This is a genomic window from Williamsia sp. (genome assembly GCF_036566845.1).
Taxonomy (GTDB): domain Bacteria; phylum Actinomycetota; class Actinomycetes; order Mycobacteriales; family Mycobacteriaceae; genus Williamsia.
The window spans coordinates 1-12337 of the sequence record NZ_DATCVM010000194.1; the positions used below are offsets into that span (position 1 = coordinate 1).

Annotated in this window: 12 protein-coding genes and 1 pseudogene; all 13 read right to left on the reverse strand. The window is 63.8% G+C overall.

Annotated elements, in window-relative coordinates; translation table 11 throughout:
- A pseudogene (locus tag VIQ49_RS18865) lies at positions 1-5591 on the reverse strand (hypothetical protein); the annotation flags it as partial.
- Positions 5592-5609: 18 nt separating this feature from the next.
- The gene (locus VIQ49_RS18870; protein ID WP_331887372.1) at positions 5610-6410 is read right to left on the reverse strand and encodes a hypothetical protein; all 801 of its coding nucleotides are present in this window, start codon (positions 6408-6410) and stop codon (positions 5610-5612) included.
- A gap of 2 nt (positions 6411-6412) precedes the next feature.
- Positions 6413-6820: a hypothetical protein gene (locus VIQ49_RS18875; RefSeq protein ID WP_331887374.1), complete on the reverse strand. Its 408-nt coding sequence runs from the start codon at positions 6818-6820 to the stop codon at positions 6413-6415.
- Entirely contained in the window at positions 6817-7119 is a 303-nt protein-coding gene (locus tag VIQ49_RS18880) for a hypothetical protein (RefSeq protein ID WP_331887376.1), read from the reverse strand. The genes VIQ49_RS18875 and VIQ49_RS18880 overlap by 4 nt, the downstream gene beginning before the upstream one ends.
- 120 nt (positions 7120-7239) lie before the next feature.
- Positions 7240-8172 (reverse strand): Ig domain-containing protein, encoded by a 933-nt coding sequence (locus VIQ49_RS18885; protein ID WP_331887378.1) that lies wholly within the window; start codon positions 8170-8172, stop codon positions 7240-7242.
- Between the two features lie 73 nt (positions 8173-8245).
- Positions 8246-8659, reverse strand: a complete 414-nt coding sequence (locus VIQ49_RS18890; protein WP_331887380.1) for a hypothetical protein — start codon at positions 8657-8659, stop codon at positions 8246-8248.
- Positions 8660-8986 (reverse strand): hypothetical protein, encoded by a 327-nt coding sequence (locus VIQ49_RS18895; protein WP_331887382.1) that lies wholly within the window; start codon positions 8984-8986, stop codon positions 8660-8662.
- Positions 8979-9311, reverse strand: coding sequence for a hypothetical protein (locus VIQ49_RS18900; protein ID WP_331887384.1), 333 nt, complete (start codon positions 9309-9311; stop codon positions 8979-8981). Before VIQ49_RS18900 ends, VIQ49_RS18895 begins: the two co-directional genes overlap by 8 nt.
- Positions 9304-9669: a hypothetical protein gene (locus VIQ49_RS18905; protein ID WP_331887386.1), complete on the reverse strand. Its 366-nt coding sequence runs from the start codon at positions 9667-9669 to the stop codon at positions 9304-9306. Before VIQ49_RS18905 ends, VIQ49_RS18900 begins: the two co-directional genes overlap by 8 nt.
- 20 nt (positions 9670-9689) lie before the next feature.
- Complete coding sequence (locus VIQ49_RS18910) at positions 9690-10196, reverse strand: hypothetical protein (protein ID WP_331887388.1); 507 nt, start codon at positions 10194-10196, stop codon at positions 9690-9692.
- Positions 10196-11119 carry a hypothetical protein gene (locus VIQ49_RS18915; RefSeq protein WP_331887390.1) on the reverse strand — a complete coding sequence of 308 codons (924 nt, stop codon included), beginning with the start codon at positions 11117-11119 and terminating at the stop codon, positions 10196-10198. Before VIQ49_RS18915 ends, VIQ49_RS18910 begins: the two co-directional genes overlap by 1 nt.
- A 14-nt stretch (positions 11120-11133) precedes the next feature.
- Complete coding sequence (locus VIQ49_RS18920; protein ID WP_331887392.1) at positions 11134-11544, reverse strand: capsid cement protein; 411 nt, start codon at positions 11542-11544, stop codon at positions 11134-11136.
- A 10-nt stretch (positions 11545-11554) separates the two neighbouring features.
- Positions 11555-12337: phage protease (locus VIQ49_RS18925; RefSeq protein ID WP_331887394.1), on the reverse strand; the 783-nt coding region annotated here is incomplete at its 5' end.

Sequence of the window (12337 nt, forward strand, 5' to 3'; positions counted from 1 at the left end):
AAGGCCTCCGTCTGACGAGGTGAGAGAACCCGCTCCGGATGAATGACGTCCTTGAGCATGTAGCCCTTACCGAACGCCATCCCGCCCATGTCGTAATAGCCGTTCTTCTCCCAGAACGTCCGCGCCCGAACAGGATCGCCGTACCGGTCACGGATGTACTTCGCGCCGGCCGCACCTTGGACCGAAGGATCCTCGGACTCGTCGGGAAGGTACTGATCCTTCGTCGACCCGAGGAACTGGAACAAACTGAACGCACCCGATTTCGGGTTACGCGCCAACGGATTCCAGCCCGACTCCTTGTTGATGATCCAGTCGACCGCAGCCCACTGCTCACCGGTGTCCCAGCCGTACGGCTTGAACGCGGCCTTCACCTTGTCGACGACACTGATCGGGGCAGCATCGGCCGGCGGTGCTTCGATGCTCGGCGCCGAAGTTGCCGGTGCCGACGTCGAATCACCCTCAGCGGGTCCTTCGTTGAAGGTTGCCTCGTTGCGGACGCCAGCTTGATCCGATCGCACGCCCCGCTCGTCAACGAGCTTGAGGCCCTCGAAGGTGCCCGTGAAGCCCAGGGTGCCAAGGAGATCGTTACCCCACTCCGCGAGAAGTGATGTGCCGATCTGCGCACCCACCCCGTTCCAATCGACGGGGTCGATGATGTCGTCTTCCGTGGCGACCTTGTCGGTACCGCCGAATCCGATCCGGCCCAGGATGTCCCGAATCATCTCGACCTGATCCCAGTTCAACACTGCTTCCGGCTTGCCGGTTTCATTCCGCACGATCGAGAGCCCGTTCGGGATGAAACCTCCGTTGTCGCGGAACAGCCCACCGATGCCCTTGGCCTTGTCCCACACCGACCCGAGCAGATCACCGAGACCGGTGACCGAATCGGCGAGGAACGACGATGTCATATCGCGGCCCTTGTCGAGGAAGCTCGGTGGAACACCGAGCCACTCGGGCGGTGGTGTCCCGATCGCGCCGCCGATTGCGGACTTGATCGGGTTGAGGAAGAAGTCGAAGATCCCGGCGATCTTCTGTTGCACGAACGACTTCTTCTGATCCGGCGAGGCTCCGCCTCCGCCGCCAACGCCGCCTGACTCGAACGCGCCGTCGGCGCCGATCGCCAGGTGGAACAGACCCGGATGCTTGCCGGCGAACTGCGGTGAATCCGCACCCACCGCCGGACCGTCGTAGGCGACGTAGTTGTGCGCGCCGCCGGACTCGACATTTGCCGTCGAATATCCGCCGACACCGGTCAGGGTTCCGGCAGTGTGACCGCCACCCGGTCCGCCCGGGTTGTCGTGCACACCGACCGAGAAACCTTGGCCCAAGCCCGGAACCCACGGCTGACCGCCAGGGAATGATCCGGTAGCCCAACGACGTACGCCGTCGCCGCCATTGATGATGGCGTCGGCGATCATCGACATGTAGCCCGAGCAATCCTCGAAGCCCCACGTGTACGGGTTACCGTTGCGCATCTTCGCGGCCCGGTGCCCGTTTTCGAGCTGCGACTCCCACATCGGGCGGATCTCGCCGCCGTCCTTGTACTTCGGGAGAATCCAGTCGAACATGCCCTGCGGATCGACGTTCCCGAGACCCTTTTGGGCTACCTGAGCGCCGTAGGCGTTGACATTGTCGCGGCCCAGCTCGCGGATGAGGTTGCCGCCATCCCACGTGAACGGGACGCCGCGCATGATCATGTCGCGGATCGCGTAGACGGCGTTGTGGCCGCCGACCTTACGCACTTCCGCAGTGGTCATCATGTGCTCACCGTTCGAGCCGTACATCAGGACGTCGTCAGACGTACCGGTACCAGGCCCGCGAATAGCACCACCGGTAGCGTGCTCCGGAATGCCCTTCAGCTCCTGAGCCTCACTGAGACCGAGTAGCCCGGCCGCTTTGTTCCACGCCTCCCTGATTCCCTTGTTCCAGACCGTGTCGATCATGAAGTTGATCGGCTTCGCGAGAATGCCCTTGAGGCTGTCCCACTTCTCGCTGATACCACCGACGACCTCGCTGAAGAAGTCCCGGACCTTCCCGAGGCCTTCCTTGAGGGCGTCCCACGCTGGGCGAATGACGTTCTCCCACACAGCCCTGATGCCCGCACCGAGACCGTCCCAGACAGGACGGATGACGGTCTCCCACACCGAGGTGAAGAAGTCTCCCACCGCGCCGAGAGCGACCTTCAGCGCGTCCCAGGCCGGGCGAATGACGTTCTCCCAGGCCCACGCGATCCCGGCAGAAAGTCCGTCCCAGACCGGCTTGATGATCGTGTTCCAGATCCAGCCGAAGAAATCACCCACTGCGCCCAATGCGACCTTGAGGGCGTCCCATGCGGGTCGGATGACGTTCTCCCACGCCCACGAAATCCCAGCCGCCAGAGCGTCCCAGGCAGGCTTGATGAGGGCATTCCACACCCAGGCGAAGAAATCGCCGAGGGCCTGCAGTCCGGCTTTCATCAGTTCCCAAGCGGGTTTGGCGACGGTCTCCCATAGCCAGGAGAGGATGTTGCCGACCATTTCGATATAGAGCTTGATGGCCTGCCATAGCAGCATGAACGCCACGATCACCACTGCCACAGCAATTTTTAGTGCGGTGAAGATCGGCGAAATGATCGACTCCCACACCCAGGTGAATATGTCGGCGATGGCATTGAACACGGTGGCGAAGATTTCCCCGATCTTGGTGAAGATCGGTTGCAGAAACTCCCACGCTTTGGCCATGGCATCTTTGATGCCGTTCCACACCTTGTCCCAGATCTTCTTGCCCAGTTCGGTTTTCGTGAAGAACCAGACAAGACCGGCGACGAGCGCAGCGATCGCAATCACGATCAGCGCGATCGGATTCGCACTCATTGCGGCGTTGAGCGCCCACTGAGCTACGGCTCCCGCAATCAGTGCCGCTCGGTGAGCGGCCAGGGCGATTGTGTTGGTGCCCAACGACGCTGCGGAGCGTCCCGTCGCGGCTGCGAACACACCTTGAGCTACCGATGCGGTGAACATGACAGCGTTCCACACGGTTATCGCGATACCGATGAGCTTCACTGCCCCGAGGACACCCAGAAGTATGGGAGCAAAAGGGATCAGTTTCTCGATGATCGTCGCCAGATGCGGTGCCACAGCCGCGAGGATTTCCGCCCACGGCGAGAACGCATCCACCAGACCGGGAAGTACCGGCGCGAGGTTGGCGAGCGCTTCCCCCAAGGCGGGCATCAAAACTCGTGCCATGTCCATCAGTCCAGGGGTGGCGTCCTTGATCGCCTGACCTATTGCCGCAAATCCGGGTGCCAGCCCTGACGCGGATTCCGCGCCGAGTTCCCGGAAGAGCGTGAACAACGGCCCGACAACGGAACTGATGTTGTCGAACGTCTGCCGAATCTTCTCGAACGTGGCACGAAGATCATCGGCGCTGATGTTGCGGAGCTTCTCACCGAGGTCCAGCAGCCATTCGTTGATCCCAGCTCCGCTGCCCGCGAAGGTTTCCGCAGCGGTTCCGAGCACTTCGATCAGCCCGGAAAAGACCGAGCCAAGCCCATTTTCGCCCTGCGACAGGCTCTCGAAGAAGGTGTTCGAGCCGTTGATCATCCGATCCCAACCCGCCACCGCAGCGGGACTCGAGATCGACGAGACGATCTGCGACCCGAGATTGCCCAGGGTGGTAGCCAGTCCGCCGAGGTTCGGCTTGAGACGATCGAGCAATCCGCCGAGAGTGCCGAACGCGCCGGTCATCGCGCCACTGAAGCGATCGGTTATTTCTTCGCGAAGCCCCTTGAAGGCCTGCAGAAGTGGTGCGAGCCGCTGCCCGATCATCGCCGCGAACGGATCAGCCCCCGACGCAGACGACTGCTGCGACTCCGCCATGCTGGCATAGGCATCGGCGACGGCTTCGGCAGCATCGATGTTGGCTTGCGCCACATCTTTCTGCGTCTGCGCCGCATCGGACTGGGCCTCCCGAAGCTGCTCCTGCGCATCGACCTCACGCTCCTTGGCTTCGACGACCCGATCGGACCCTTCGATGCCCTTGGCCTGTGCGTCGGCGATCTCGGCGCGCTGCTCCTCATTCGAAACCGTGATCTCGTCGAGGGCTAACTTCGCCTCCTCGACACCGAGCCTCGCCCGCCAGATATCGGTCTTATCCGAATCGTCGCTGGCCTTCGTCTCACGCAGATTCTTCTCAGCTTCGAGCACCGCCAGGGTGGCGCTTTCCTCGTCGAGCGCCAACCCTTGGAGGGTCCGTCCGTAGCCTTCGGCCTCGCGCTTGGCGTCCTTGCGTGCCTTGGTTACTTCCTCCTGCGACTCCTTGAGGTCCTTCTGTGCTTTGAGGACCTGCTTTTCGGCAGAGACGATTTGACGTGCACCCTGCTCGGCCGTACGCGCCTGCGACTTCTTCGCACTTTCGACAGCCTTCATCGCCGACGCCGTTTTCCCGGACGAGGTATCAACGGCCTTCTGCGACGACTCCCAGGCTTTCGCCCCTTCCGAGAGGCCCTTGAACGCCATCTTCGCCACACCAACGGCGGGACCGAGGATGCCCGCTGCCGCCGCCGCGACCGTCCCCATCGCACCGGCCACGGCCGTAAGACCTGCCACCAGCGGACCGGTCGCGAAACTGGACACCACGCTGCCGAGCGCCGAGACAGCACCGAGCGCCACCGCAGACCCCACGGTCACCATGCCCAACGCCTTGCCCACCCTGGCCAACGTGCCGACCAGCTTGGCAACCGCTGCCATGACCAACAGGGCCGCGGTGACCCGGCCGATGTCCCGCGCGAGGACACCGGCAGCGGCCGCCGCGAACCTCAACAGACCCGCAAGCTTCGCCAGGCCCGCCCCGGTCATCAACTTGAGCAGCGACGAACTGACCAGCAGGCCGGCGCTGAAACCTCTGAGCGCGCGTGCGGCCAACCCGATTCCGGTAGCCGCCATCCCGATATTGCGGATGACCGACCGTGCCGCATCGTTGGCGACCGTGAAACCTGTAGCCGCCATGCGCATTCCGCTGCCGAGCGCGGAGATGAATCCCGACGTGAAACTGCGCCCCTCCTGCTGGCCTCGCGCCTGCGAGTTCAGGGTCGCGCTCATCCCGCCGGCAAGCTTCGAGCCGATCGTCCGGCCACCTGCTTCGTGGCTCGCGGACATTCTCTGCAGAAACGTCTCGGAGTCCGCTTCGGCGCGTTTGGTGTCGATCCGGGTCTCGATGCGCGTGACGCGAGTAGTGGCCTTCCCGCGCTTGGACTCCGCTGCGTTCAGTGCAGCCGCCGCAGCCTTGCTCTCGTGCTTGGCTTTGGCGACCTTGCTTTCGGCGGCCGCGAGCCGACCCGCGTCGGCGACACCTTTACTGCGCAAGGTCAGCAGTTCACGTTCGGCCGCGACCGTGTCCCTGGTTGCCGTAGCCTCCCGGCGCCTGGCATCAGCGGCACTCTTGGTGGCGCCGTCGAGATCGGACGTCGCCTTCTTGAGCTGGCGCTGATCGACCTCGACATCGACGTGCTGAGTGACCTTGTTGCTCTTGACTGCTGCGTGGACCTTCTTGAAGTACCCGTTCATCGACGGCATGACATTGATGAATGTCTGCCCACTCTGGAGGTCGGACACTGTTCACCCCCTTGGGCTTTAAGAGAATCGGCGCGTGTACCGCGTGCCGAGAAGCTGCGACGCGATGTCGTCGTGCTCGAGGAGTGCTTGCTGTTCCTCGACGCGCTCGCGTGCTGTCAGCGGGCGCGGCAGCGGCCGTGGCGGCGCACCGCCCTTGCCTGTGAATTTCGGGGATGCACCCCAGATTCCGTGGAGAATTCCGCGCGTCGTCTCGACGAGCTCGGTGAGCTTCTCGATCTCGCTGGTCCATCCGACCAGCGACGGCCGATTCGTAGACTTCGGTAACTTGCCCTGCGCTTCGAGCTCGAGGATCTCGCGGGCGCGATCGTCGTCGTCGGCGATCGCCGCGTAGTACCAGCCGCCGACAGGCAGTGCCGGCAGTAGGCGCAGCAACTTGTCCCACGGTGTGCCGAGGTGATCGCGCACCCAGTCGTAGAGGTCTTCTGGTTTGCCGAGCAGATCTTTTTCGATCGCGTCACCGTATTTGTCGATCTCGTTGACGAGGTACGCCCATCCGCACATCGGAGCGATCAGGACGCCGAAGTGCTCACGGATGTCGTCGACGAGTTCGGCGAGTTCCCCGATCGGCCGCCGCGCGTACGCATCAGCGATCGCATCCGCGGTGTCCTCGTCGGAGACGAGCAGGTCGAGTTGGTTGTGGATCGATACCGTGCTGTCGAGGTCCGCGACATCGTCGACATTCGGCACGTCGACGCACAGTTCGGTTCCGTCGTCGAGAGTGACGAAAAACGGGCCGACAGCCTCGCCGAGAAGTGTCTCGAAAAACGATGCCGCCGACCCGTTTTCGTCAGCCGCCACAGTTAGCTCTTACGTCCTCGTCGGCGGTTACGGCCGCGGCGCTCAGCGCGATTGACTGCCTGGTCGGCGTCGAAGAGACCGAAGTGCTGCGATATCGATTGAGTGAAGTCAAGGAGCACCTCGGGCCTCTCCGCGCCGAGGTAGTCCATGACGTCGTCGTACTGCTCGCCGAGGAACAACTTGAGCACCCGGCGCGTGACCCGTGCATCTTCGATGTCCATCACGGTGTCGGCGTCGGGTTCCTCAACGACGAAGACCGGAGAGTCCTGGAATTTGAACTCGAACGGTGCCTTACGCTCTCGCTGCTCACCGCCGAACGTGACGACATGACCGTTACCGTTCTCGACGTTGAACACGGTGTCGATGCCATCGCTGGCGATGCTGACGTTGTCCATATTCTTTGCGCTCACAGCGCACCTCCGTTGCGTCGGTTGGTCTTGGGCTTGGTCTCACCGGCAGGCGACGGGGTCGGCTCAGGCGCGGTCTCAGACGGCGTGGGCTCGGGCTCGCCGACAGTCGTGGGCCCAGACTGGGTTTCGGTCGGCGCGGGCTCAGGCACGGGCTCGGGCTCTGCGGGCGCTACGACGTACCCACGCGTGAGCAGCTCGCGATGCTCGGCGTGATCACCGGGGGTGTACGTTCGGCCGTCTGGTGCCACCAGTAGTGCAGGCGTCCAGTCCTTGGCATTGAAAGTCTTCATCGTTCCCATCAGGGATCTCCTCATTGTGTGGTGGCCGGTAGGGCGGTCTGGAAACACCGGGCAGGCGGTCGACCGCCAATCCCCGCCTGCCCAGTGCGTTTACGGGCCCGGCACAGGGCCGGGCATCGGTCAGGCAGCGACGACGATCGAGAGCGGCTTCTGCACGCTGCCCGCAGTCACGCTGTCCACAACCGAGACAGTGAAGTTCGACGTACCCGCAGCGGTCGGGGTGCCGGAGATGACACCAGTCGACGGGGCAATCGCCAGCCCGGCGGGCAGGGTTCCCGTCGAGACCGACCAGGTTTTGGTGCCGGTGCCGCCGGTGACAGCCAGGGTCTGCGAGTAGAGCGTCCCCACGGCGCCCGCCGGCAGCGACTCGGTGGTGATGCTCAGCCCGCCGCGTTTGAATCCGGCGTCTTCGAGGACACGGTTCCAGCCCGAACCGCCGAAGTAGTGACGAACCGACACGCCGTGAACGGGGTCGACCATCGCGTTGACCTTCGTCGGCCACGTCAGTGCGCCGCCTGCATCGGAGAGGGTCTGCTCGCTCATCTCGGCGACCTCACCGCAGTACAGCTGACGGCCGAGATAGATCCGGTCCACACCCACACCGAACTGCGAGACCAACAGGTAGCGCAGTTGCAGGATCTCGGCGACAGCAGCCTGATCGAACGCGACCTCACCGGTCACCGGATTGGCAACCATGTTCGACAGGTCCATGCCGAGGTTGTTCTGGATGTTGTAGCGGTTGGTCTCGAGACCGGTGAACTGAATACCGGAAATGTCCGTGATGATGTCGGACTTGACCGGGTTCGAGTAGCTGATCGCGCTGATGTCGTCCTTCTCGACCTCACGAGTCAGCGTGATCGAATCGTCCTTGAGCAGCAGACCGAAGTCGAACGCACCCTCGGGCAATTCGGCCAGCTCGGAGTTCGAGCCCTCGGTGATCTGCTCGATCGGATCGACGGACATCGGCATGCCGAAGATGTGCATGCGCTTGGGTTTGAGAATGAGTTCGCGCTGATGCCGCGCAACCTCGAGCTTTCCGATATCGGTAGCCATGTGATGCCTCCTGGGCATGAGAAAAGCCCACAACAGTCGTTGCGGGTCTTGATGTGTGAACTTGTCAGGTGAGCTAGATCCGCCAGGGTTTCGACAGACTCAGCGCGTAGTAGGCGATGACCGTCCGGATATTCGGGTTCTCGTACGGCTCCGCTTCGGGCGGGGTATCGACCCAGCACGAATCGACACTGATCGGCTTCGGTTCGTCCTCCACCTCGATCTCGGCGTCGACGATCCGCTCCATGTAGTTCGCAACGCGCCGAGCCAGTTTCGACGCCGCCCGCGGATCCGGATCGTGACAGACGATCATCACGCGCGGATAGTCACTGATCCCGTCGTCGCTGCCACCGACGCGGTTGATCTGGATTCCCTGCCACTGCGAATCCTTCTTGGGCGGTTCGGTGTCCGTCGCGCCGAGAGGCTCGAGGTAGGCCATCAGCACATCCTCGACATCAGGGAACAAAGTGCCATCGACTTCGACGACCATTTATCGACCCTTCCGTTTCATCGCCCGCATCGCTGCCCCACTCGCGCGCACAGGCTTCGAACGCTTGGTGCCGAAGAGCGCGGACTGGTTACCTTGCGACGTCGCGACGATCCGCACGCCAGGGCGCCCGTCGAAGCCCCGGGCCTTCTCCTTGTGGACGCGGGCGGCGAGCTCACCGGTCTTGCGATGCTTGTTCGCCTCGGTCTTGAAGGCTGCGATACCGCGGTCCGCTGCGCTGTCGAGAGCGCCCTGGACTTGACGAGAAGCCATGATCTCCTTCGCGTTTCGCGAGGTGAACGTGAACGTTCCCGGTTTCGGATCAGCCATTTCCCGCCCCTTCCCATTTCTTCAGGTATCCCCAGACGTAGTCGGCGATACCCTCGTCGTCGAACCATGTCTGCAGGTCGCCGTCGACATGGAGACGGTCGCCGATACCGTCGACGTCGAAGACGTTCTCGGTCGACTCCGGGAATCCGGGCGGGGCGTAGATCACCCACTTCTGTGACTTCTCGAGCGGCACGCCGTCCGCCGAGCTCGCCGGCTGCACGCTGCATCCCGGCCACGGCTCACCCACCTGCTGATCTGTCATGACGCCGCGTTTGCCGCGGACACGTTCGATCACTCGAACGGTCTGATTGCCGAGATCATCCATGTCGGTCTCCGAAATTCCAGCTCGGCCCACCGACGCGTGAGATGCCGAGCAGTTGATGATGAAAGTCGGTGAACACCAGCAGTTCACCGGGATTGGCGAGAGTGCCGGAGCGGGTGACACCGCCCGTGGTCTTGGTGAACGAGATGAGGCCGCGATACTTCTCGGTGTCCAGCGCCGTGCGAACGACTTGGACGACAACGAATTTCGCGGCCTCATCGTCATCGGCGATCCAGTCCTTGCGGTCCCGGATCCATAGACCGGCCGCGGCGATCATCGCCTCGATGTCCTGCCTCTCGGCTTCGGTCGTCGGGCGCCGGCCGCGGGTGACGTCTCCGACTGTCGCGAACACGTTACTCATGTCGAGCACCCGCCTTTCGATCAGGACAGCGCGGCGATCAGATCCCGCTTGTCGAGCGCCTCTGCATCGTCGCGGGTCATGCCGCGGTCGACCGCGTAGTCGACCCAGACGGGCTTGCCGGCGGTCTGCTTCGGCCGCTCGATGCCCGGCGCGGGTTCGACGTCGGGATCCGATTCCTGCTCGACCGCATCCGAATCGCTCTCGCGGTCGGTGTCGTTGACCGGCGCGGGTTCGCGGTCGGGATCCGACTCCTGCTCGGCCGCATCCGAATTGGCTTCGCTGTCACCGTGATTGTCCGAGTCGTCGTCGGCGTCGTCCGGCTCGGTGGGGTCCTCGACGACTGCTTCGGCGTCGTCCGACTCGGTGGCGTCCTCGTCGGCTGGTGCAAGAGCGCCGATGCGGAGCAGGCGATCGAGGTGCTTGTCCGGCACGTCGAATACCTCGCCGCGCAGATGCCGGACGTAACCGGTGTCGGACTCGCCGTTCGGCTCGTCCCAGTGGTCGGCGAGTAGCTCGTAGGCCGCCATCAGGAGATCCCGGAGATGGTGCAGACTGCGCCCGGATTGTCGACACCGAGGATGCGCTTACGGAAGGCGTCGGAGCGCCAGGTCATGTTCGGGCCGCCCGCACCGGAGTTGCCGCCTTCTTCGTAGATGGGCGTCATCTGCAGTGGGTAGGTGTCGGAGAAGAATCCGGCGACCCCAGCTTCGAGGACGATGACCTTCGTCGGGTCCATCCATCGGGAGGTCAACACCTGAAGGTTGCAGATGGTGTTCGGGTGAACTCCCTTGTACAACGGGTTTTCCGAGGCGAGGTCGCCGATGTACTTCGACTGGATCTTGTCGTTGCGGATCAGCGCGGTGATGGCCCGCGGGTGAGCGACGAGAGTATTCGGAACGTAGCCGAAGTTCTTCGTCTCGTCTCCCTCGAATCCGGCGGACTCGACCTTCTCGATCGCGTCGAACAGGTCCTTGGCCGGATCCCCGGCCGCGCCCCACGCTGCGCTGGCAACGATCGATCCGACGTTGGCCGCGTTGTAGGCGGCCAGTGCTGCGCGAACGCCCGAGCGGATCAGGGTCCGTTGCAGGCCGTTGACCTTCTGGGAAACCCGGTCGATCTTGTTCTCGTACCGCTCCTCGTATGAGACGCGGATCGCGAGTGCGGTCTTCTGGCCGATCACGGAGCGCACCTTGCCGTCACCGAGCGTCGAGACCGGAATCTCGGCGAACTCGGCGACTTCTTCGGCATCGTCGGAGAGGTACGGGTCTGCGGCCTCGCGGAATGCGACGACTCCGGCGTCGTTGGAGCCGCCGTTGCGGAAGAGTGCAGCTTCGAGGAATGCGCCGTCGAGTCCGTTGATGACGCGCTGCGGAATCCAGGTGGGGTCCTTGAGCATCGAATCGACGGTGAGGGTATCGCCGCCGTAGGCGCCGGTGATGTTCTTCGCCATGTCTGTCTAGCCTTTCAGGCGGGAGCCGGAACGAAGGGTCCGGCGAGCTGGGTTCGGACGGTGGTGTCGGTGGCGGTGGAGGCCTTGACGGCGATACCGATTGCTGTGGTGCCGGTTTTGGCGACCTTGCCGCCGGCGCCGACGAAGACGGGGTCGCCGGTCGCGAACGTCGCGGAGCCAGTGACCTTCGCCAGCAGGAGTACGCCGACGGTGTGCACGGCGAGAACGGACGGCAGACCATGGGAGAGGTCGTTGTCCTCACGTGGGGCCGCGGGCTTGCCGGACTGCGCGACGGCACCGTAGGGCAGGTCGGCGGCCGCGCATGGTGCGATGCCGGTCGCACCGAGCTTGACGACGTGGAACTTCTCGACCGCGGTTGCCACCTTGTGGGTGATCGGGCCGTTCCCGAAAGTGGGATTGGGCATGGTGTCCTCCTTAGAGAATCGCGTCCGAGGCGAACCCGGACTTGTCGGCCAGCGCGGTCAGTTGTGCGGACTCGTCGGCCGCGGCAGGCGAATCGCCGTCGTGGCCGATCTCGGAGACCGGAAAGGTGTTCGCCGCCAACGAATCGATCAGCGCGCGTGCGGCGTCGGGCGCGTCCTTCATCAGTGCCTCGTACTGGGCGAGCTTGGCCGGCGGGAACTTCCCGGCCCGCATCGCCTCGTTCAAGTACGAGGTGACCGCCGCGCTCTCGTGCTCAGTTCGGAACTGCGCGAACTCTGCCAGTTGCGACTGCATTGACGTGAACTGCTCCGCGTCGACGGTGACTACGCCTGCTCGGGCTTCGATACCGATGCCCGCGGGTGGGGCGGTTTCTGTCTGCTCGGCGAGTACCTCGTCGAGTGCGGCCAGTGTTGTTGCTTCGTCTGCGTTTTCGGCGATGCCGAGGCGCTTGCGAAGTTCTTCCATCAGGGTGGGCATGACGCCCTCCTTTCTGTTGTCGGTCTCTGCCGCCTCGGCAGAGGGAATGCGTGGTGTCGGTGCGTGGGATCGGCCGGCGAAGCGGAACCGGGACAGATTGAACGTCGCTGCGAGGTCACCGGATGCGGGAGTGTCTGTGCTGATGCGGTCGGCGAGCCCGGCGGCGACGGCTTCTTCGGCGGTGAACCATGTTTCGGCAGCGACGAGCGCGCGCCATTCGTCGTACTCGCCGCCGGCGCGGCGGGCGTACAGGGCGGCCATCGAGTCCGAAAGCTTGTCGAGTCGGTCCGCCTCGCC